The organism is Novosphingobium profundi (assembly GCF_018491765.1).
GTDB lineage: Bacteria > Pseudomonadota > Alphaproteobacteria > Sphingomonadales > Sphingomonadaceae > Novosphingobium > Novosphingobium profundi.
On record NZ_JABWCU010000003.1, the window covers coordinates 338234 to 360342 of the forward strand.

General features: G+C 66.3%; 20 protein-coding genes and 2 tRNA genes. 17 read left to right on the forward strand and 5 right to left on the reverse strand.

Annotated elements, in window-relative coordinates:
* Positions 1-31 precede the first annotated feature (31 nt).
* The 9 genes from HT136_RS04035 (at position 32) to HT136_RS04075 (ending at position 9874) form a co-directional block, all read left to right on the forward strand.
* On the forward strand, positions 32-1213 hold the full coding sequence (locus HT136_RS04035) for an acetyl-CoA C-acyltransferase family protein (RefSeq protein ID WP_214198090.1): 1182 nt from the start codon (positions 32-34) through the stop codon (positions 1211-1213).
* Positions 1213-1653, forward strand: coding sequence for a methylmalonyl-CoA epimerase (gene mce, locus HT136_RS04040; RefSeq protein ID WP_214198092.1), 441 nt, complete (start codon positions 1213-1215; stop codon positions 1651-1653). The genes HT136_RS04035 and mce (HT136_RS04040) overlap by 1 nt, the downstream gene beginning before the upstream one ends.
* Complete coding sequence (gene mce, locus HT136_RS04045; RefSeq protein WP_214198094.1) at positions 1650-2099, forward strand: methylmalonyl-CoA epimerase; 450 nt, start codon at positions 1650-1652, stop codon at positions 2097-2099. Before mce (HT136_RS04040) ends, mce (HT136_RS04045) begins: the two co-directional genes overlap by 4 nt.
* Positions 2099-2878 carry an enoyl-CoA hydratase-related protein gene (locus HT136_RS04050; protein ID WP_214198096.1) on the forward strand — a complete coding sequence of 260 codons (780 nt, stop codon included), beginning with the start codon at positions 2099-2101 and terminating at the stop codon, positions 2876-2878. The genes mce (HT136_RS04045) and HT136_RS04050 overlap by 1 nt, the downstream gene beginning before the upstream one ends.
* A gap of 1 nt (position 2879) precedes the next feature.
* Positions 2880-5027, forward strand: coding sequence for a methylmalonyl-CoA mutase (gene scpA / locus HT136_RS04055; protein WP_214198098.1), 2148 nt, complete (start codon positions 2880-2882; stop codon positions 5025-5027).
* 30 nt (positions 5028-5057) lie between these two features.
* Positions 5058-5867 (forward strand): heme-dependent oxidative N-demethylase subunit alpha family protein, encoded by an 810-nt coding sequence (locus tag HT136_RS04060; RefSeq protein WP_214198105.1) that lies wholly within the window; start codon positions 5058-5060, stop codon positions 5865-5867.
* Between the two features lie 8 nt (positions 5868-5875).
* Positions 5876-6928 (forward strand): biotin synthase BioB, encoded by a 1053-nt coding sequence (gene bioB, locus HT136_RS04065; RefSeq protein ID WP_214198107.1) that lies wholly within the window; start codon positions 5876-5878, stop codon positions 6926-6928.
* Positions 6929-6993: 65 nt separating this feature from the next.
* Positions 6994-9015 carry an acetyl-CoA carboxylase biotin carboxylase subunit gene (locus HT136_RS04070; protein ID WP_214198109.1) on the forward strand — a complete coding sequence of 674 codons (2022 nt, stop codon included), beginning with the start codon at positions 6994-6996 and terminating at the stop codon, positions 9013-9015.
* A gap of 64 nt (positions 9016-9079) precedes the next feature.
* A complete protein-coding gene (locus HT136_RS04075; RefSeq protein WP_214198111.1) occupies positions 9080-9874 on the forward strand; it encodes a thioesterase family protein in 795 nt (264 codons plus the stop codon).
* A gap of 13 nt (positions 9875-9887) precedes the next feature.
* Here the strand turns inward: HT136_RS04075 and HT136_RS04080 are convergent, their stop codons facing one another.
* From HT136_RS04080 to HT136_RS04090, 3 genes are all read right to left on the reverse strand, one after another.
* Positions 9888-11276: a peptide MFS transporter gene (locus HT136_RS04080; protein WP_214198113.1), complete on the reverse strand. Its 1389-nt coding sequence runs from the start codon at positions 11274-11276 to the stop codon at positions 9888-9890.
* 81 nt (positions 11277-11357) lie between these two features.
* The gene (gene aroB, locus HT136_RS04085; RefSeq protein WP_214198115.1) at positions 11358-12473 is read right to left on the reverse strand and encodes a 3-dehydroquinate synthase; all 1116 of its coding nucleotides are present in this window, start codon (positions 12471-12473) and stop codon (positions 11358-11360) included.
* Positions 12464-13042 (reverse strand): shikimate kinase, encoded by a 579-nt coding sequence (locus HT136_RS04090; RefSeq protein ID WP_214198117.1) that lies wholly within the window; start codon positions 13040-13042, stop codon positions 12464-12466. Before HT136_RS04090 ends, aroB begins: the two co-directional genes overlap by 10 nt.
* Positions 13043-13100: 58 nt before the next feature.
* On the opposite strand from HT136_RS04090, the gene HT136_RS04095 reads away from it, so the two are divergent.
* From HT136_RS04095 to HT136_RS04105, 3 genes are read left to right on the forward strand one after another with little or no spacing between them, the layout of a single operon-like run.
* Positions 13101-13253, forward strand: coding sequence for a hypothetical protein (locus HT136_RS04095; protein WP_214198119.1), 153 nt, complete (start codon positions 13101-13103; stop codon positions 13251-13253).
* On the forward strand, positions 13250-15142 hold the full coding sequence (locus tag HT136_RS04100) for a hypothetical protein (RefSeq protein WP_214198120.1): 1893 nt from the start codon (positions 13250-13252) through the stop codon (positions 15140-15142). Before HT136_RS04095 ends, HT136_RS04100 begins: the two co-directional genes overlap by 4 nt.
* 35 nt (positions 15143-15177) lie before the next feature.
* A complete protein-coding gene (locus HT136_RS04105; protein ID WP_214198122.1) occupies positions 15178-16071 on the forward strand; it encodes a tyrosine recombinase in 894 nt (297 codons plus the stop codon).
* 250 nt (positions 16072-16321) lie between these two features.
* On the opposite strand, the gene HT136_RS04110 is transcribed toward HT136_RS04105, so the two are convergent.
* Complete coding sequence (locus HT136_RS04110) at positions 16322-16495, reverse strand: Flp family type IVb pilin (protein ID WP_214198124.1); 174 nt, start codon at positions 16493-16495, stop codon at positions 16322-16324.
* Between the two features lie 128 nt (positions 16496-16623).
* Positions 16624-16803 (reverse strand): Flp family type IVb pilin, encoded by a 180-nt coding sequence (locus HT136_RS04115; protein WP_246543325.1) that lies wholly within the window; start codon positions 16801-16803, stop codon positions 16624-16626.
* Between the two features lie 86 nt (positions 16804-16889).
* Between HT136_RS04115 and HT136_RS04120 the strand changes: the two genes are divergently transcribed.
* From HT136_RS04120 to HT136_RS04140, 5 genes are all read left to right on the forward strand, one after another.
* Complete coding sequence (locus tag HT136_RS04120; RefSeq protein WP_343222101.1) at positions 16890-17357, forward strand: (deoxy)nucleoside triphosphate pyrophosphohydrolase; 468 nt, start codon at positions 16890-16892, stop codon at positions 17355-17357.
* A gap of 49 nt (positions 17358-17406) precedes the next feature.
* Positions 17407-17483 (forward strand) — tRNA-Arg (locus HT136_RS04125).
* A gap of 51 nt (positions 17484-17534) precedes the next feature.
* Positions 17535-17611, forward strand: a tRNA-Arg gene (locus HT136_RS04130).
* Positions 17612-18246: 635 nt separating this feature from the next.
* Complete coding sequence (locus HT136_RS04135) at positions 18247-20646, forward strand: TonB-dependent receptor (protein WP_214198128.1); 2400 nt, start codon at positions 18247-18249, stop codon at positions 20644-20646.
* 49 nt (positions 20647-20695) lie between these two features.
* Positions 20696-22087 carry a sulfatase-like hydrolase/transferase gene (locus HT136_RS04140; protein ID WP_214198130.1) on the forward strand — a complete coding sequence of 464 codons (1392 nt, stop codon included), beginning with the start codon at positions 20696-20698 and terminating at the stop codon, positions 22085-22087.
* Positions 22088-22109 lie beyond the last annotated feature (22 nt).

Genomic DNA, 22109 nt, shown 5'->3' on the forward strand with positions numbered 1-22109 from the left:
ACCCAAGACAGGCAGAGGACAGAGGCTACCCATGGAAGATATCTACATTATCAGCGGCGCGCGCACGGCCATCGGCACGTTTGGCGGCGCGCTTGCGGGTTTCCGCCCCGCGGAACTCGGCACCATCGCCATCAAGGAGGCCATCGCGCGCGCCGGGATCGACGCGGCGCGGATCGAAAACGTGGTGGTGGGCACGGTCGTCCCGACCCAGCCCAAGGACGCCTATGTCTCGCGCCTCGCCTCGGTCAACGCGGGCGTGCCGATCTCCTCGCAGGCGATGAACGTCAACCGCCTGTGCGGCTCGGGCCTCCAGGCCATCGTCTCGGCCGCGCAGGCCATCGCGCTGGGCGAGCACAGCTTCGCGATCGGTGCGGGCTGCGAGGTCATGTCGAATTCCACGCACATGACCAACGCCGCGCGCAAGGGCGTCAAGATGGGCGCGTTGACCTTCGAGGATGGCATGCTGGGCGCGCTGACCGATCCCTTCGCCGACATCCACATGGGTGTGACGGCCGAGAACGTCGCGGCGCAGTGCCAGATCACCCGCGAGGATCAGGACGCACTGGCGGTCGAAAGCCACCGCCGCGCGGCCGCTGCGATCGAGAAGGGCTACTTCAAGGAGCAGATCGTCCCGGTCGAGATCAAGACCCGCAAGGGCGTGACGGTCTTCGACACCGACGAGCATGTGCGCGCGGACGCCACGCTGGAATCGATGGCCAAGCTGAAGCCCGTCTTCCAGAAGGACGGCACGGTGACCGCGGGCAATGCCTCGGGCATCAACGACGGCGCGGCGGCGCTGGTGCTGGCGAGCGGTTCGGCGGTGGCCGAGCAGGGGCTCAAGCCCATGGCGAAGATTCTGGGCTGGGGCCACGCGGGTGTCGAGCCTTCGGTCATGGGTCTGGGGCCCGTGGCGGCGGTGCCCGTGGCGCTGAAGCGTGCGGGGCTCAGCCTCGATCAGATCGACGTGATCGAGAGCAATGAAGCCTTCGCCGCGCAGGCTTGCGGCGTTGCCAAGGAGCTGGGCTTCGATCCGGCCAAGACCAACCCCAACGGTTCGGGCGTGTCGCTGGGCCATCCGATCGGCGCGACCGGGGCGATCCTGACGATCAAGGCGATGTACGAGCTGAAGCGCACCGGCGGCAGGTACGGCCTCATCACGATGTGCATCGGTGGCGGGCAGGGCATTGCCATGGTCATCGAGGCCTGCGCCTGATGCAGCTTGGCCGGCTCAATCACGTAGGGATCGCGGTGCCCGACATGGAGACCGCGCTCGCGCATTGGCGCGACGTCATGGGCGCGCGCTGCGTCCATGAGCCCATCGTGATCGAGCGGGCAGGCCTGCTCATCCGTTTCGTCGACACCCCCGCGGATGGCTCGATGCACGGAACGCAGGTCGAACTGTTGCAGCCCTTGCGCGAGGACAGCACGGTCAGCGAATTCCTGCGCGCCAATCCGGCAGGCGGCCAGCACCACCTGTGCTTCGAGGTGCCCGACATCCATGCGGCGCATGCCTGGTTCACGCAGGCCGGCAAGCGCGTGCTCGGCGAGCCGCGTCCGGGCGCGCACGGCCATCCGATCTTCTTCGTCCATGGCGATGACATGGGCGGCGTTCTCACCGAAATACTCGAAACCCCCAAGGAACCTCAGCCATGAAACTGGGCCGCCTTAACCATGTGGGCGTCGCGACGCCCGACCTCGATGCCGCGATCGCGTTCTACAAGGACGTGATGGGCGCGGCCGTCGTTACCGAGCCTTTCGTGCTGGAAAGCCAGAAGGTACGTGTGTGCTTCGTCGAGACGCCGCAGGAAAGCGGCGCGCTCGGCACTGCCGGGGGCACGCAGATCGAACTGCTCGAGCCCACCGATCCGGCTTCGGCGGTGGGCAAGTGGCTTGAGAAGAACCCGCTCGGGGGCCAGCACCACATCTGTTACGAAGTCGAGGACATCCTCGAGGCCAAGGCCTGGTTCGAGGGTCTGGGCAAGCGTGTGCTGGGCGAGCCGCGCGTGGGTGCGCACGGCACGATGATCTTCTTCGTCCACCCCAAGGACATGGGCGGCCAGCTGACCGAGATCATGGAACGTCCCAAGGGGGCGCACTGATGTCGGATAGTCTCAGGATCGAACGCGAGGGTGATGTCGCGATCTTCACCCTTTCGCGCGAGGATCGCCTTAACGCGCTGACACCGGGGCTGCTGGTCGAACTGCGCGAGGGCCTCGAAGCCGCCGTCGCCGACGGTGCGCGCGCGCTGGTGCTGACCGGCGCGGGCCGGGCCTTTTCCTCGGGTGCGGACTTGCAGGCGGACGGTGTCGACGCGCTGTCGCCCGATCTGGGCGAGACGCTGGCGAGTTCCTACAATCCGCTGGCGCGCACTCTGGCCGAGCTCCCGGTGCCACTGGTCGCGGCGGTGAACGGACCGGCCGTGGGGGCGGGCATGGGCTTTGCGCTCGCGGGCGACATCGTCGTTGCCGACCGTTCGGCCTACTTCCTGCTCGCCTTCGCCAACATCGGCCTGGTGCCCGATGCCGGAGCGACCTGGATGGTGGCCAGCAGCGTGGGGCGCGCGCGCGCAATGGAGATGGCGCTGCTGGGCGAGAAGATTTCCGCCGAGGCGGCGCAGGCGATGGGCCTTATCGCGCGCGTGGTCGACGATGGTACGGCGCTTGCCGAGGCCAAGGCGATCGCGGCCAGGCTTGCGGCGGGGCCAAGCCTCGCGCTCGGGCTGATCCGCAAGCAGGTGCTTCATGCGCTCGACAACAGCTTTGCCGCCAGCCTCGAGCTTGAGGCGGCGCACCAGACCAAGGCCGGTTTCACCGACGATTTCCAGGAGGCCGTCACCGCCTTCCGCGAAAAGCGCAAACCCGAGTTCAAGGGACGTTGAGATGACGCAGAACCCCAACCTCGAAGACTGGAAGGCTCTTGCCGACAAGGAAGTGAAGGGCCGCGACCTGACCTGGCAGACGCCCGAAGGCATTGCCGTCAAGCCGCTCTACACCGCCGAGGACGTCAAGACCGATCCGGGCCTCCCCGGCTTCGCGCCCTTCACGCGCGGGGTGAAGGCCTCGATGTACGCCGGCCGCCCCTGGACGGTGCGCCAGTACGCGGGCTTTTCGACCGCCGAGGAATCGAACGCCTTCTACCGCCGCAATCTTGCCGCAGGCCAGAAGGGCCTCTCGGTCGCCTTCGACCTGGCGACGCACCGCGGCTACGACAGCGACCATCCGCGCGTGACCGGGGACGTTGGCATGGCGGGCGTCGCCATCGACAGCGTCGAGGACATGAAGATCCTCTTCGACGGCATTCCGCTGGGTGAAATGTCGGTCTCGATGACGATGAACGGCGCGGTGATCCCGTGCCTTGCCTTCTACATCATCGCCGCCGAAGAGCAGGGCGTTGCCCCCGACCAGCTGACCGGGACCATCCAGAACGACATCCTCAAGGAGTTCATGGTCCGCAACACCTACATCTATCCGCCTGAACCCTCCATGCGGATCATCTCGGACATCTTCGGCTACACCGCCGACCACATGCCCAAGTTCAACTCGATCTCGATTTCCGGCTACCACATGCAGGAAGCGGGCGCGACGCAGGTCCAGGAACTGGCCTTCACCATTGCCGATGGCATGGAATACGTGAAGTACGGCGTGGCCTCTGGCCTCGATATCGACAAGTTTGCAGGGCGTTTGTCGTTCTTCTTCGCAATCGGCATGAACTTCTTTATGGAAATCGCCAAGCTGCGCGCCGCGCGCACGCTCTGGTACCGTGCGATGACGCAGCTGGGCGCCAAGTCCGAGCGTTCGAAGATGCTGCGCACGCACTGCCAGACTTCGGGCGTCTCCTTGCAGGAGCAGGACCCCTACAACAACGTGATGCGCACCACGATCGAGGCAATGGCCGCGATGCTGGGCGGCACGCAGTCGCTCCACACCAACGCGCTCGACGAAGCCATCGCGCTGCCGACCGACTTTTCCGCGCGCATCGCGCGCAACACGCAGATCGTCATTCAGGAAGAGACCGGCATGTGCAATGTCGTCGATCCCCTGGGGGGCTCGTACTACGTCGAGGCGCTGACTAGCGAACTGGTCGACAAGGCCTGGGAGATCATCGAGCGCGTCGAAACCGAAGGCGGCATGGCCAAGGCTGTCGCGGCGGGCTGGCCCAAGGGCATGATCGAGGAAGCGGCCGCCGGGCGCCAGGCGCGTGTCGACAAGGGCGACGACGTGATCGTGGGCGTCAACAAGTACCGCCTCGCCGAGGAAGACCGCATCGAGACGCTCGAGGTCGACAACCACAAGGTGCGCGAGGCGCAGATCGCGCGCATCAACAAGGTGCGCTCCACCCGCGACGAGGCGAAGTGCCAGGCCGCGCTCAAGGCGCTGGCCGAAGGTGCGCGCGGGAACGGGAACCTGCTCGGCCTCGCGGTCGATGCCGCGCGCGAACGCGCGACGCTGGGCGAGATCTCGGCCGCGATGGAAGAGGTCTTCGGCCGCCACGGCACGATGCCGACCCCGGTCAAGGGCATCTACGGTTCGGCCTACGGGGGCGATGCGCGCTACAAGCAGGTGATCGCGGGTGTCGAGGCGGTTAGCCGCCGTCTGGGCCATGCGCCCCGACTCTTCGTCGCCAAGATGGGCCAGGACGGCCATGACCGCGGGGCGAACGTGATTGCCTCGGCCTTTGGCGACATGGGCTTCGACGTCGTCTCGGGCCCGCTGTTCCAGACGCCCGAGGAAGCCTGCAAGATGGCGCTCGACAACGAGGTCGAAGTCGTCGGCGCGTCCAGCCTCGCGGCGGGCCACAAGACGCTCATCCCCGAGATGATCGCGCATCTGCGCGAAGCGGGCCGCAGCGACATCAAGGTCGTCGCGGGCGGTGTGATCCCGCCGCAGGACTATGACTACCTCAAGGAGCGCGGCGTGCAGGGCATCTATGGCCCGGGCTCGAACGTGGTCGAATGCGCCGCCGACGTGCTGCGCCTGCTCGGCCACAACATGCCGCCCGCCGACGAGGCGCTGGAAGCGGCCGAGTAAGGCAAGAGGGCAGGGTAGGGCGCGCAGGCGATGGCATTGGGTTTCTCGGTGGAGGCATTGCTCCCCCAGGCACGGGTCGAAGGGCCCTTGCGCATGGGGCTGGTGCGCCTGTCGCAGGACGAGTGGCTCGATCCGTCGCCCAAACTCGCCGCGCGCGCGGCGGCCTTCGACGCGCATCCGGGAAGCGTGCTGGTACGCCCGGAAGCCGAACCGGCGATCGCTGAACTGGCGCAGCTGCTTGGCGTCGAGGGCGGGCTCGAGGCCTGCGCCCGCGCAGTCTGGGAGGACTTGTGCGTGATGGTCCAGGCCGAGCCCGGCGGTCCGTTCCACCTTGCGGCCGCGGCGGTCGCCTTTCCCACCGACTGGCGGCTGGAGGAAAAGATGGGGCAGGCCGTCCACGCGATCCACACCCCCATCGACGGCTATGCCGACGCGCTTTCGAGCGGGGTCGACAAGTTCATGGATGGCTTGCAGTCGTTCAACATCTTCGGGCGGACCAATGCCTTCGTCGTTGCCAGCGACGACTTGCGCTACTTGCCGAAGGACCCGCCTGAGACGCGTTTCGCGCACGTCACGCCCGACAATGCGGGCGAGGCGCTCTACGTGCGCTGCGAGCGGGAAGCCTTGCGGCGCCTGCGAAAATCGCGCGCGATCGTCTTTACCATCGGCATCTATCGCACGGCGCTGGGCACGCTTTCGGATGCGGGCGTCGCACGCATCGCACGTTCGGTTGAGGGTTTTGGTGGCTCGGAACTGGCACGAAGGGCCGGAGGGCATTATGGAGCGGCATTGAGTGCCTACGCGTCGCAGCGCGACAAGGCCCGGGCCGTACAAGGATGACACAGACAATGACCACCGCCCCCCAGAGCGAACCGCGCAACGACTGGACCCGCGAGGAAATCGCGCAGCTGTTCGATCTGCCCTTTACCGAACTGGTCTTCCGCGCCGCCGAAGTGCACCGTGCGAACCACAAGGCGAACGAGGTTCAGCTCTCCACGTTGCTCTCGATCAAGACCGGCGGCTGTCAGGAAGACTGCGGCTACTGCTCGCAGTCGGTCCACGCCAACAGTGGCGTCAAGGCGACCAAGCTGATGGGCGTTTCCGAAGTGCTCCAGCGCGCCGCGCAGGCCGCCGACCAGGGCTCGACCCGCTTCTGCATGGGCGCCGCCTGGCGCAACCCCAAGGACCGCGACATGCCCGCCATCATCGAGATGGTGAAGGGCGTGCGCGCGATGGGCATGGAAACCTGCATGACGCTGGGCATGCTGACCGCCGACCAGGCGGCCATGCTCAAGGACGCCGGGCTCGACTACTACAACCACAACATCGACACTTCGCCCGAACGCTATGACGAGGTCATCACCACGCGCACGATGGAGGACCGTCTCGACACGCTCTCGAACGTGCGCATGGCGGGCATGAACGTGTGCTCGGGCGGGATCGTGGGCATGGGCGAGACCCGCGCGGATCGCGTCGGTTTCGTCCACACGCTGGCGACGCTGCCCGATCACCCGCAGTCGGTGCCGGTCAACGCGCTGGTGCCGGTCAAGGGCACGGTGCTGGGCGACATGCTGGCCGACACGCCGCTCGCCAAGATCGACGACGTCGAGTTCGTGCGCACGGTCGCCGTTGCGCGCATCACCATGCCCCATTCGATGGTGCGGCTTTCGGCGGGGCGCGAATCCATGTCCGAGATGACGCAGGCGATGTGCTTCATGGCCGGCGCCAACTCGATCTTCACCGGCGACAAGCTGCTCACCGCCCCCAACGCGGGCGACGACAGCGACCTTGCCATGTTCGAACGCCTGGGCCTCAAGCCCATGGCGATCACCGAGACATCCGCCGAGGTCGAGGCTTCGCGCATGCCCAAGGGCTGCGCCAAGCTGGAGGCGGCGGAGTAATCCATTTCAGATAAGGCGCGGGCGGCCCCTGAGTGGGCTGGCCCGGCAAGTTGGAGGAAGACGGGTTGTTCAAGAAGATCCTGATCGCAAATCGCGGCGAGATTGCCTGCCGCGTGATCAAGACCGCGCGCCGTATGGGTATCCAGACGGTGGCCGTCTACTCCGACGCCGACGCCCAGGCTCCGTTCGTGAAGATGGCCGACGAGGCCGTCCACATCGGCCCGTCGCCCGCCGCTGAAAGCTACCTGCTGGCCGACAAGATCATCGCTGCTTGCAAGGCAACCGGGGCCGAGGCCGTGCACCCGGGCTATGGTTTCCTCTCCGAGCGCACCTCGTTCGCCGAGGCGCTCGCCAAGGAAAACATCGCGTTCATCGGCCCGCCCCCGGGCGCGATCGCGGCGATGGGCGACAAGATCGAATCGAAGAAGCTGGCCAAGGCGGCGGGCGTGAACGTCGTGCCCGGCTACGTCGGCGTGATCGAGGACACCGAGCACGCGGTGACGATCTCGAACGAGATCGGCTACCCGGTGATGATGAAGGCGTCGGCCGGCGGCGGGGGCAAGGGCATGCGCCTCGCCTGGTCGGAAACGGACGTGCGCGAGGGCTTCGAGGCGACGCGCCGCGAGGGTCTCAACTCCTTCGGCGACGACCGTGTCTTCATCGAAAAGTTCATCGAGAACCCGCGCCACATCGAGATCCAGATCCTGGGCGACAAGCACGGGACCATCCTCTACCTCAACGAACGCGAATGCTCGATCCAGCGCCGCCACCAGAAGGTCGTCGAGGAAGCGCCGTCGCCCTTCGTCAGCCCCGAAATGCGTAAAGCCATGGGCGAGCAGTGCGTCGCGCTGGCGCGTGCGGTGGATTACCACTCGGCGGGCACGGTCGAGCTCATCGTTTCGGGTGCGGACCCGACGGGCCAGTCGTTCTACTTCCTCGAGATGAACACGCGTCTCCAGGTCGAGCACCCGGTTACCGAAGCCATCACCGGCATCGACCTCGTCGAGCAGATGATCCGCGTCGCCTATGGCGAAAAGCTGGAGATGACGCAGGACGACGTGAAGATCGAGGGCTGGGCCATCGAGAACCGCGTCTACGCCGAGGACCCCTATCGCGGCTTCCTGCCCTCGACGGGGCGGCTCATCCGCTACAACCCGCCGGTCGACGGCTGGAGCGACGACGGCAGCGCCAACGGCCGGCGTGGCATCGACGGTATCCGCGTCGACGATGGTGTCTACGAGGGCGGTCAGGTCTCGATGTTCTACGATCCGATGATCGCCAAGCTGGTGACCTGGGGCGAGACGCGCGATGAAGCCGCCGACAAGCAGATCGCCGCGCTCGACGCCTTCGAGATCGAGGGCCTGGGGCACAACATCGATTTCGTGAGCGCGATCATGCAGCACGAGCGCTTCCGCTCGGGCGAACTGACCACCGGCTTCATCGCCGAGGAATATCCCGAAGGATTCCACGGCGCTCCGGCCTCGGCCGAGCTCAAGGTCAAGCTGGTGGCGGTAGCCGGTTTCATCGCGGCAGCCCGTTCGGACCGCGCGCGCCGGGTCGATGGACAGCTTGCGATGCCGCTCGACCCGCCGGGCGAATGGACCGTCACGCTCGACAAGGAGGCCTATACGGTCGTCGTCGAGGAGGACACGATCCTCGTCAACGACGTCGAGGTCGACATGGAGCTGGAATACACCCCCGGTGACCGCTTCATCGACGCCGACATCGACGGCGAGCCGATCACGATGAAGCTGGGCGTGACCCGCACCGGTTTCACGATGACGACGCGTGGGGCGATTCACAAGCTCGACTGTCTGCCCACGCGCGTGGCGCAGTACGCGCGCCATATGATCGAGAAAATTCCGCCCGATCTTTCCAAATTCCTGATCTGCCCGATGCCGGGTCTGCTGGTCTCGCTCAACGTGGGCGAGGGCGACAAGGTCGAGGCCGGCCAGCCGCTCGCGGTGATCGAGGCGATGAAGATGGAAAACATCCTGCGCGCCGAGAAGTCTGGGACGGTCAAGGCGCTCAACGCCAAGGCGGGCGACAGCCTTGCGGTCGACGCGATCATTCTGGAGCTGGAATAACCTTGCCGCGTTCCAGTGATGGAGCCCCCGTGACGGGGCTCTACGGCATGCGGCGGGCCTGAGCATGGCGGGTCTTGGAGCCATCCTCGCGGCGGCTCAGCCGCGCGATGGCGGCTTCGCGGTCGAGATCGGGCCCGACTGGCTGCAGGGCCGCACGGCCTATGGCGGGGTGAGTTCGGCGCTGGCGCTGGAAGCGGCTCGCCGGGTGCTTCCGGCCGAACGCGCGCTGGAGCTGCCCTTGCAGTCCGCGCAGTTCTCGATGATGGCCCCGCTCGCGGGCCGCGTCGAGGCGCGGGGACGGATCGTGCGCGAAGGGCGCAACGCGATCTGGGTCACGGCCGAGCTGGTGGGGGAGAAAGGCACCGGCTTCCTGGCCAATTGCGTGTTCATGGCCAAGCGCGCAAGTGCCCTCTCGCTCGCGGGTTACCCGATGCCTGAGGCGGTTATTCCGCTCGAACAGGCCTCGGGTTTCGAAGGGATCCGGCTTCCCGCCTTCATGGCCGAGCATTTCGAGACGCGCGTTGCGCTGGCGGGCCCGGATCTAGGGCAAGCGGACTTGTGCTGGTGGGTGCGCCTGCGCGATGCGCAAGGGCTGGCCCCCGAGGTCGAGGCGGTGCTGGTGGGCGATGCCCTGCCGACCGCCGTACTGCCGCTTCTGCCTGCCGGTACGCCGATCAGCTCGATGCAGTGGCACGTCAACATGCTCGATGCCGCGACGCGCCCGCGCGATGGCTGGTGGTTGATCCGCTCGACCTGCCGCCAGTCGGCAACGGGGCTCGCCAGCGAGGACATCGTGCAATGGCGCTCGGACGGCACGCCGGTGATCGCCGGCATGCAGTCCGTCGCCGTCTTCGGCTGAGCGCTGCTCGCGGTCAGGCCGGATCGGCCAGCGTCTTGCCCAGCACCAGCTTGAGCACCGCGAAGGCGACCAGCCCGAAGGCCGCGCTGGCGACGTGGAGCAGCCAGAAGTGCATGGTGTCCATCGAGGAGTACCAGCCGCCCACGATCCCCACCGCCTTGTTCGCGGCGAAGAAGGCCAGGTAGTAGAGCCCCACGACCGTGGCGTTGAGCGCCTTGGGGGCGACCTTGGTGAAGAGCGCGAGGCTGACCGGCATCAGGTGCGCAAAGCCGATCGAGTTGAAGAAGTGGAACATCACCGGCCAGAACAGGCCGACCTTGGCATCGCCGGGGGCCGTCGCCGCCGCGATCACCAGGCACATGCCGCCGATGATGATGAAGACCGAGCCGATCACCATCTTGCCCAGTTCGTCGGGCTCGCGGCCGGTGCGCTCGCCCTGCCACTTCCAGAACCAGGCGACCGCCACCAGCATCGTGAACGAGAGCGTGGCGTCGACGGTGATCATCCAGCTGGTGGGCAGGCGGGTGCCGAAGAAGGTCAGCGCGAACTTGTCGTCGGCCCAGACGAGGTAGGCGTTGAAGATTTCCTGGTTGGTGAGCATCGCAACCGCAAGGACCGGGATGAGCACGGCGAGCGCGCCCAGGCGCGGCAGATCGGCGCGGGTGAGCTTGCCCGAGGCGGTCTTCTCGGCCTTGGGGCTCTTGCCGTCCTCCGGGAGCCAGGGGCGGGCCTTGAGGTAGAGCACCAGGCCGATCACCATGACCACGCCGGCGGTCCCGAAGCCGTAGTGCCAGCCCAGTTCCTCGCCCGCCGTGCCCGCGATGAGCGGGGCGGCGATGACCGAGACGTTGATCGCGATGTAGAAGATCTGGAAGGCCATCGCGCGGCGCAAGTCGTTGGGTCCGTAAAGCTCGCCCACCTGGCTCGCGATATTGCCCTTGAACAGCCCGACGCCGACGATCAGCGACAGCAGCGCGAAAAGGAACATCCCCTCGAAGGCCATCAGGAAGTGGCCCAGCGACATGATCACGCCGCCCGCGATCAGCGCCGCGCGCCGTCCCAGCCAGCGGTCGGCGACGATGCCGCCAAGGACCGGGGTCAGGTAGACCAGCGAGGTGTAGTCGCCGAAGATCGCCGAGGCGAGCGGCTGGCCTTCGAGCCCGGCATAATGCCCCGCGCGCAGCCAGGCGAGCCCCACGACCTTGCCGATGTTTTCAGGCAGAAGCAGGTACTTGACCATGTAGAGCACGAGCAGTGTCTGCATGGAGTAGTACGAGAAGCGCTCGCAGCCCTCGACGAAGGAGAGATAGCCCAGCCCCTTGGGGTGACCGAGGAAGGCGCGGTCGTCACGGGAGGTATCCTCGTGAAATTCGAGTTCGGGTGTCGCTTCGGGTGCGGTCATGGATGCTCGCGTAACTTTGTTCTGGTTGCGGGCACCATTATCACGGTTTTCGGTAATGTCATGTGAATGGCGCGAAACCGCTTACGAAGGTGCCCGCACCAGTTCGTCGTCGAGGAACAGCGCGACGTCGTCGAGCTGGACCTGCTTGTCGAGATAGGTCTGGCCGATGCCCTTCATGAGGAGGAAGGGGAGGGTGCCCGCGTCCATCTTCTTGTCGTGGAGCATGTGGCGCACCAGTGCGCCACCGTCGCAGGAAAGGCCGAGCGTGGAGATCTCGGCGCGAAGACCCGCGTCGGCGATGTGGCGGGCCACCCGCTCCGCGCTCGCCGCGCTCATGTGGCCAAGGCGCGCCGAGTAACGCGCGGCGAGCACCATGCCGAGCGCAACGCCCTCGCCATGGAGCAGGCTTGCGGAAAAGCCGGTCTCGGCTTCGAGCGCGTGGCCGAAGGTGTGCCCGAGGTTGAGCAGGGCGCGCTTGCCGGTGGTCTCGAATTCGTCCTCGGCGACGATGCGCGCCTTTGCCGCCACCGAATGGGCGACCGCGTATTCGCGCAGCGCCTCATCCCCTGCGAGCATGGCCGCGCCATTGGTTTCGCACCAGGCGAAGAAGTCGGCATCGTCGATCAGGCCGTACTTCACGACCTCGGCATAGCCCGCGCCAAGTTCGCGCGGGGGAAGCGATTCGAGCGCGGCGAGGTCGGCGAGCACCAGCGAGGGCTGGTGGAAGGCGCCGACGAGGTTCTTGCCTGCGGGTGTGTTGATCGCGGTCTTGCCGCCGACGCTCGAATCGACTTGCGCGAGCAGGGTCGTGGGCACCTGGATGAACTTGCAGCCGCGCTTCAGCACCGCGGCGCAGAATCCGGTGAGGTCGCCGATAACGCCGCCGCCGAGCGCGATGACGTGGTCGCCGCGTTCGACCTCGAGATCGAGCAGCCAGTTGACCGTCGCGGCAAGTTCCTCCCACGACTTGGTCGGCTCGCCAGCGGGCAGGATGCGCCAGTGGACGCTGTGTCCGTGGGCGCGCAGCGAATCCTCGACGACCTGGCCCCAGGCCGCGTGCACGTTGACGTCGGTCACGATCGGCACGGCGGGTTTGCGCAGGAAGCCGCGGCACTGCGCGCCGATTTCGGCGAGAAGGCCGGTGCCCACGCGCACTTCGTAGGGACGCTGGGCGATGTTGACCGGGATCACTGCCATTGGGAAAGTTCCTGCAAGACCTTGTTGATTGTCTGGACGTGGGGGCCCTGGCCGCTGAGGATGTGGATCGGGGCCTGGGCGTAGAACGGACGGCGCGTTTCGCGCAGGCGCGTGAGCGTTTCGCGGGGGTTGCCGTCCTTGAGAAGCGGGCGATTGTCCTTGCGCGCGGTGCGCTCGACCAGCGTGTCCACGTCGCTGTCGAGCCAGATCGTCACCGCCTTGTCGAGGATGAGGGCGCGGGTCTCGTCGTTGATGAAGGCACCGCCGCCCGTCGCGATGACGATGCAGCCGCCGCCGTTGTCGGCCATCAGGCGGGCGATCACGCGCCGTTCCCCGTCGCGGAAGAACGCTTCGCCGTAGGCCTCGAAGATTTCCGGGATCGTCATCTGCGCCGAACGCTCGATCTCGTCGTCGGCATCGACGAAGTCGCAGTTCAGAAGCGAAGCCAGACGCTTGCCAACGCTCGACTTTCCGACGCCCATCATGCCCACAAGAACGATAGGCCGATCGATCCTGCGGGCGAGGGCGGCAATCTCCTGTGGAGAATAGCGGGTCTGTTGAAGGTCCATTGCCCCATCGCCTATAGTTGCGCTAGGTCGCAGCGCAAGCATCGGTGAAGGAAGGCGAGTGACGATTAGATTGCGTGGGCGTCCGGCCCTGGCCTTGGGGCTATTCGTTCTGGCCGGAGTTGCCGTGCTGGCGGTGGCCTGGATCGACGCCGGCCGCGAGCCCGTCAAGGATCAGGTCGTTTCGGTCGCGGTTCCGGAGCTGGGCAAATGAGGGCGGTCCATCTTCTTGCCGGGGCCGCGCTGACGCTGACCTCGGCCTGGGCGGTCGCGCAGGATTCGCCCGAATCGCTGCTTCCCAAGATGTTCCAGGATCCTGCGCCGAGCGCGGCGCCGACACCGCGTCCCGCGCCGCGCCCGGTCACACCGGCCCCTCGTCCTAGTGCAAGCGCGAGTGCGCAGGCGCGGCCGACCTCGGGGCCCGTGGTCCAGCCGTTGCCCCAGGCGGCCCCGTCGGATGCCGCGCTCGCAGCCGCGCCGACGCCGACGACCGACAGCGGTGTCCAGTTCAAGCGCCTGCCCACGCTCGAGGAACTCGCGCGCATGTCGCCCGAGGATTTCGAGAGCCTGATCGGGCGCAAGGTCGAATTCGACATGCCGCCCCAGGCGCGCCGGGCGATGGAACATGTCGGCCTGTTCGACGAGAGTGAGGGCGGACTTCCCGCGACATCGCTTGCCGGGGCCAATCCCGAGCTGATGCGCCTGGCGCTTTCGGGCAATCGCGGCGCGCTCGTATCGCGCTGGGGGCACATCGCGCTGCGGCGCGCGCTGCTCTCACGGCTCGATCCGCCGCAGGGCATGAGTCCGCAGGACTTCCTGGCCTTGCGCGTCGGCCTGCTGCTGCGCATGGGCGAATACGATGCCGCGCGCGCACTTTTGCAAGACGTCGACATCGCCAACTATTCGCCCGCGATCAGCGACGTGGCGCTCAGCGTCTACCTGGGGACTGCGGATATCACGGGCATGTGCCCAATCATGGCGACGCAGGGCTCGATGCGCGAGGACCCGGAATGGGACGCCGCGCGCGCGATCTGCGATGCCTTCCGGGGCAACAGCACGGCCGCGCTCGCCAAGCTTGACCGTTCGCTGTCGCACCGGGAAATGCCCCGCATCGACCTGCTGCTGGCGCAGCGCTACGCGGGAGCGGCCGGCAAGTCGCGCCGCGCGGTGACGATCGAATGGGATGACGTGAACGACCTGACGCCCTGGCGCTACGCTTTGGCGCGCGGTGTCGGGATCATGCCCCCGGCCGCGCTGATGAAGGCGAACGAAGGACGCTACGACGCCGTGACCGCGCTTGCACCGATGGTCGGGCTCGAGCAGCGGGCGGCGGCTTCGACGCGCGCAGGGGCCATGGGTATCCTGTCGAACGCGGCAATGGTCGACCTTTACGCGCAGATCTATTCCGATCCCGACACCGGGGCCGAATGGCAGGGGCGTGCGGAGCAATTGCGCGATGCCTATTCGCTGCCCTCTCCCGCCGCACGCATCAAGGCGATGCGCTCCTTGTGGAGCGACACGGGCGAAAGCGGCGGCGCCTATGCGGGCCGTGTGCTGACGGCCGCCGCCGCGGCGCGCATCTCGCCCAGTGCCGATCTGGCGAACGATGCGCCCGACCTCATCGGTTCGATGCTCTCGGCCGGCTACGATGCAAATGCTGCGCGTTGGTCCTCTGTCGTGGAGCGTGGTTCTGCCGGGTGGGCGCTGATCATGCTGTCGGCGCCGGGTGCCGGGCAGGGCGCGTCGAGCGGGGATGTCGACAGCTTCATCGATGCCGACGACAGTGCGGGCAAGCGCCGCGCGGCTTTCCTGGTCGCGGGCCTCGCAGGGCTGGGGCGCATCGATCGCAGCCGGGCGCGCAGCTATTCGAATGATCTTGCGCTCAATCTCGATGGCGACACGCGCTGGACGCAGGCCATCGACGCGGCGGCCGAACGCGGTGATGAGGCGAGCGTGGTCATCCTCGCCGGTTTCGGCATGCAGGGTGCGAACTGGCGCCTGATGACGCCGCGCTACCTTTACCACATCGTCTCGGCGATGAACCGGGTGGGCTTGGGCGCCGAGGCGCGCATGGTCGCGGCCGAGGCCATCGCGCGGACCTGAGTGGCAGGCTGCGGCAGCTCGCGAGGGGGAGGAGCATGACGCAAGGCGATGATCCTCTCGAGCGGTTCCTCTCGATGATGGCGGTGGAGCGCGGGGCGGCGGCGAATACGCTTGCCGCCTATCGCCGGGACCTCGAGGGCGCGCAGGCGGCGCTGGGCGACCTGGTGCGTGCCGATGGACCCCGCCTCGAGTCGCTTTCGGCACACTGGAGCGATCTTTCCGCGGCCAGTCTTGCGCGCAAGTGTTCGACCTTGCGCCAGTTCTACGGCTTTCTTGTTGACGAGGGCCTTCGCGAGGACGATCCCTCGCCCGCCTTGCCGCGTCCGCGCACCCGCCGCCCGCTGCCGCGCCTCCTGTCGCGCGAGGAGGTCACGCGTTTCCTCACCGTGGCCGAAGCCGAGGCCGAGTCGGGCGAGGCCCCGGCGGTGCGTCTGCTGGCGCTGCTCGAACTTCTCTACGGGTCGGGCCTGCGTGCGACCGAGCTGGTCTCGCTGCCACTGGCCGCCGTGCCGCGTGATGCGCCGTTTCTCCACGTCCGGGGCAAGGGGGGGCAGCAGCGCATGGTTCCGGTCAGCACGCGCGCGCGCCAGGCGCTGTCGCGTTGGCTTGCGGTGCGCGTTGGCACTCCCGGCTCCAAATTCCTGTTTCCCTCGCGCGCGAGCACTGGCCACCTGACCCGGATTCGTCTGTTCCAATTGCTGCGCGAGCTCGCGATTCGCGCCGATCTCGATCCCGAGCGGGTGTCCCCGCATGTGCTGCGTCACGCTTTCGCGACGCATCTGCTGGAAGGCGGGGCGGACCTGAGGGTGCTACAGACGCTGCTGGGCCATGCCGATATCGCGACGACCCAGATCTACACCCATGTCGACAGCGCGCGGCTGATCGAACTGGTGAACGCGCGCCACCCGCTGGCGCGGCGGACGAGCTAGCTGGCTTGTGGCCAGGAAAATTGGACGATCGGGCCGCTGAGGCGATATACGATCTCCAGATGTAAAATTTCCAGACAGTGCTCACTCTTGGGGCGGAGGCGCGATGGCAACGAAGCCCCTGGAAAAGCTCGCTGTTCCGGTCCCTGGAGGTAGTTCAAATATCGCGGGAAGGGTGACAAAAAAGGCGGCAGGTTGCCCTGCCGCCTCTTGAACTTCCGGCCGGGAGATCCGGCCGTCAGGTAGAGCGAACTTACTTGTTCGCGCCTTCGAGCGTGGTCGAGGTCTTGGTGAAGGTCGAGGTCAGCTGCGTGCCGAGGCCCTGCATGGCAGCAATGGCGGCAACGGCGATGAGGGCGGCGATCAGGCCGTATTCGATCGCGGTGGCACCTTCTTCGTTGCGGCGCAGCTTGGTGAGGAACTTCATCGTATGTCTCCTGATGAAAAGCAGTCTAGTGTGTACCCGGTCCGCTTTGCCGCAGTCTCACTTGGGCGCTTCGGACAGTGATCTTCCTAGGATGCAAGAGTTGAAAAAGACTTAAGCATGACCTTGCATCAGTTGCCTGCCATGGCCTCCGAGCTCTTCGAGTTGACGTCGCCCCACATGGCGATCGTCTGGTCGGCGACGCCCTGGATTGCAAAGACGATGACGAGAACTACCATCGCGAGGATGAGGCCATATTCGACGGCGGTGGCGCCGGCCTTGTCGCGCCAGGCGGCTTTCAGATGTTTCAACCAGCCCATTTTCGCCCCGCCCGATTGCATACCAAGCCCCAGAATCGATTGTCGGGCTTAAAGAGTGATTAAATGGAAGGTCGAATGTGGAAAAAAATCTGACACCTCTGCTCGTTGTGGCGGTTGCGCTGGTCGATGCGGAGGGGCGGGTGCTCCTGCAGCAGCGACCGTGCGGGACGATGCATGCGGGGCTATGGGAGTTTCCCGGAGGCAAGGTCGATGCTGGGGAAAGTCCCGAGGATGCCGCCGTGCGGGAGATGGAAGAGGAGCTGGGAGTTCGTCTCAAGGTCCGCGATCTTCTCCCCGTGGGATTTGCCAGTGGCCCCCTCGAAGGGGTGGGCGGCGCGGGTGTGGGGCGCTCGCTGGTGATTCTGCTTTACCGGGCCGATTGCTGGGAAGGTGAGCCGATGTCGCTCGAGGGAGGCGAGGCGGGCTGGTACGCGCCCGCGCGGATTGGCGACCTGGCGATGCCGCCGCTGGATTATCCGCTGGCACGGGCGCTCGAACGGGTGCTTGCGGGGGAGGTGCATGACGATTTTTCGAAAAAGAAGTGACATAGGTGTTGACCGCGGAGCAGTCCCTTTCTAAAGGCGCCTCTCCAACGCGCCCGTAGCTCAGCTGGATAGAGCATCAGACTACGAATCTGAGGGTCGGACGTTCGAATCGTTCCGGGCGCGCCACTTTCTCCAAGGTGGCCATCGTTGGATAAATTGGAGAAAAAATGTGCATGCGCGCCCGTAGCTCAGCTGGATAGAGCATCAGACTACGAATCTGAGGGTCGGACGTTCGAATCGTTCCGGGCGCGCCATACACTTTCCATGCGGTGCCCTTGAAAGCCTTTCGGTTTTCGAGGGTTTTTTATTGCCCAATCGAAGCTCACTCCGGACGCAGAGGCTGCAGACGAGGCCTCGCCCGGGCGTCGAGCGGTGCGGCCAGGTGCCGTTCAAGACGTGGTTGGGCATGGGCAGCACCCGAACGCCAATCGCGCACCTGAGGGAAGCCCGCAGGAGTGGCTCGAATATCCGACTATTGAAATAAGGATTTGCAGGGCAAGAAGTTTATTTTCGAGCATTTTCGATTGACTAATTCCCTACTAAATTGATAGGCATTTGGAGCGCCGGTGGCCAGTGGTCGAGAACTGCCGGATTTTGCGAATCTTCGACCCGCGGCATTTGATCGGGAAGCAGCTTGCTCCGCGTTACCAACCGCTAAAGCGCGCGATGCTGAGGCCACATGGCCAGGTTTCGTGATCTCCCCGTCTTGATGGGTGATACGATGCACGACAACGAACAGACCTGATCCGAACGCCACGTGCGTGGGCTCGCGCCGACGCATGACTTTCTCTGACCTCTTCGAACATTCGCCCGGTGCAATTCTGCGCCCACCTTGTCGCGCCTCTTGGGCGCGAGGGAAGAGCAGGCCGGGCCCATTGCCAGGATAGCCATGACTACTTTTCACTCGCATAGCGCGCGGGGCCTGCTCGCGCGCCTGCCCCTTGCCCTCTCCATTGCTCTGCCCGTCAGCGCGCACGCCGCGGAGGGGGACGCCGCGCTCGTTGCGGCCGCCGAGCCCGACGCGGCAACGGCGAGTGCGAGCCCCGACATCGTCGTGACCGCGCGTCGCCGCGAGGAGCGCAGCCAGGACGTGCCGATCGCGATCAGCGCCTATTCCGGCGCGCAGCTCGAGGCGAGCCGCACCTACAACTTGCGCGACATGCCCCAACTCACGCCGAGCCTCGTCGTGACCGTGACCAACCCGCGCAACACGAGCATCAACATCCGGGGCCTGGGTAACAACGTCTCGGTCTACAACGACGGGCTGGAGCCGGCGGTCGGGGTCTACCAGGACGGTGTCTATCTCGCGCGGCCGGGGCAGGCGGTGTTCGACATGGCCGATCTCGACCACGTCGAGGTCCTGCGCGGGCCACAGGGCACCTTGTTCGGCAAGAACACCTCGGCGGGCGCCGTCGTCATCCAGACCCGTGCCCCCAGCTTCGAGGCGTCCGCCGGCGGCGATGCGACGTTGGGCAATTATGGCCTGCGCCAGGTCCATGCGTTTCTCAACGGCCCGCTCGTGGCAGACACGCTCGCCGCGCGCCTGTTCGTCTCCAAGACCGATCGCGATGGCTTCACGACCAACATCCACGATGGCTCGCACGGGCAGGACTACCATGACTTCAACGCACGCGGGCAGCTTCTGTTCACGCCCGATGATCGCTTCAAGCTGCGGGTGATCGCCGATTACGGCAAGCAGCATAGCAACACGGCGGCGAGCGTCCTGGTGGGGCAGGTCGAGAACTACACCAACGGCACCGCGTTCCCGCTGACCTTCGCACAGCGCGCGGCGCTCGCCGGGTACACTCCGGTCAGCGCTTCGTGGAAGGATCGCGTGGTCGATGTCGATGGTCGCCAGAACTACCGGATGAACCAGCACGGGGGCTCGATCACGGCCGACTACGCGCTGGACGAGGCGGCGATTACTTCGGTCACGGCCTATCGCGCGTGGAACTGGTATCCGCACAACGACGCCGACAACACCAGCCTGGATGCCGGGCGCGATTCGCACCAGAGCAATCGGCAGAAGCAATTCAGCCAGGAACTGCGCATCGCCTCGTCCGGCACGCGCGCGCTCGATTACGTCGCGGGTGTCTACTACCTCTACCAGAAGATTGATGCCGAGGCGGTCAACCTGCTCGGCGAGGACGCCGGGGCCTGGTATGCGCCCACGACAAGCGCGCTCGTCGCCGATACCGCGCTCGACGGCTATTCGGTGGTCAGCCATTCGCAGCCGATCACGAACAGCTACGCGGCCTTTGCCCAGACGATCTGGCACGTGACGCCGCGGCTCGATCTAACCACGGGGCTCCGTTACACCTACGAGAGCAAGAGCGGCTGGTTTGAGCAGGTGGTGAGTGGCAACGACCTGTCCGGCCTCACGACCGAGCAGCAGGCGGCCGCGCAGACCTTGCGGGCGCGCTTCGGGACCGACAACGCCTACCGCGCAAAGACCAGTGCAGGGCGGCTGTCGGGGCAGGCAACGCTCTCGTGGAAGGTTGCCGACGATGTTCTGGCCTACGCCACTTATTCGCGTGGCCACAAGTTCGGCGGGCTCAACCTCTCCAACATCGTCACGACGGGCACCTACGCGGCCGATCCGGTGATCCGGCCCGAGACGATCGACAGCTATGAACTGGGTCTCAAGAGCACTTGGTTCGACGGGCACTTGGAAGCCAATCTCGACGCCTTCTGGACCGACGATTCGGGTTACCAGACGACCGTCGTCGACACGAGCCGCAACAACCAGAGCTACTTCACCAACGTGGGCAAGGTGCGCACTCGCGGGTTCGAGGCGGATCTGCGCGGCAGCCTGGGTGACTGGCTGACACTCTATGCCTCGGGGACGTACGATGACGCCTATTACGTCTCCTACGCCAATGCGCCATGCCCGCTGGAGATCACCGGGCAGGCTACTTGCGACATGAGCGGGCGGCCGCTGCCCGGTGTCTCGAAGTGGGCCGCGTCGGCAGGTGGCGAAGCGCATGCCGGGCTCGGACAGGCCTTCGGGCAGGCGGCGGAGGCCTATTTCGGCGCGGACTACAGCTATCGCAGCGGCTTCTACACGAGCGCCAACGATTCGCTCTATTCGCGCATTCCCGGCTACGCCCTCGTCAATCTGCGCTTTGGCGTGCGGGCCGAGAACGGCCGCTACGATATCCAGCTCTGGGCCCGCAACCTGGGCGATACGACCTATTTCCTAACCCGTTCCGCCGACAGCTACGGCGCCATTCGCGGCACGCTGGGGGACCCGCGCACGTACGGCCTCACCGTGCGCACGACCTTCTGAGGCCGCGCGCCGAGGCTCCCCCGAAGAGATTTTTCATAAGGACATATCCATGACCCGTCCCCGTTCTATCGACCGCCGCGCGTTGCTGGCGGCAGGCGCGAGTTCGCTTGCGTTGGCCGCGCTGCCCAGTCTGGCCCGTGCCGCAACTGGCCGACGCGCGCCCGACATCGTCTTCATCATCGCCGACGACCTGGGCTATGCCGATCTCTCTATCACCGGCTCGCACGCCATCCGTACGCCCGCGATCGATTCGATCGGCGCGGGCGGCGCGGTGCTGCACCAGGCCTACGCCAACAGCCCGGTCTGTTCGGCCAGTCGCACCGCGATCATCACCGGCTGCTACCAGCAGCGCTTCCGGGTCGGGCTCGACGAACCGCTTGCGCAGTTATCGGAGGGTCTCGGGCTGCCGGCGGATCGGCCCACGCTTCCGGGACTCCTGCGCAAGGCGGGCTATCGCACGGTGCTGGTGGGCAAGTGGCATCTGGGCCTGCCGCCGCAGAACGGTCCGCTGGAGCACGGCTACGATGCCTTCTATGGCATCGTCGAAGGCGCGGCGGACTATTTCCTTCATCGCGGGATCAGCAACGGCCAGGAAGTGGGCATGGGCCTGACGCGCGGCGATACGCCGGTCAAGGAGGCAGGCTACCTCACCGACCTGCTCGGCGAGGAGGCGGTGCGGCAGATCGACGCGGCGGGCGAGGCGCCGCTGTTCCTCAGCCTCCACTTCAATGCCCCGCACTGGCCCTGGGAAGGACGCGGCGACGAGGCCAAGGCGAAGACGCTCACCGACTTGCGCGACCGGGCGGGGGGCAATCTCGCCAAGTACGCCGAAATGGTCGAGACGATGGACGAGAACATCGGCAAAGTGCTCGAGGCACTCCGGCGCAACGGGCGCGAGGACGCCATCGTGGTCTTCACCAGCGACAACGGGGGAGAGCGTTTCTCCGAGACCTGGCCGCTCGTCGGTCAGAAGGGGGAGCTGCTCGAGGGGGGGATTCGCGTCCCCGCGCTGGTGCGTGCGCCCGGGCGCATCGCGCCGGGATCGACGCCTGGCCAAGTGATCGCGGGCATGGACTGGCTGCCCACGCTGCACGCCCTCGCGCTTGGCAAGCCAGCGCCGGGGCGTTTCGACGGCGTCGATCTCAGCGCACAACTGGCCGGGCGTTCGGCTCCGCTCGAGCGGACCTTGTGCTGGCGTTTCAAGGCCAACGACCAGGCCGCGATCCGCCAGGGCGACTGGAAGTACTTGCGCCTTGGCGGCAAGGCGCACCTCTTCAACCTCGCCGAAGACCAGCGCGAGCGGGCCGACCACATTGCCGATCAGCCCGAGCGCGCACGGTCACTGGAAGCGCTGTGGGACGCGTGGAATGCGCAGATGCTGCCTTATCCGCTGGGCAGCTTCTCCGAGGATCTGAAGAGTTGGTATCCCGACCGCTATTGAGCGCAGCCGGTCGGGATTTGCC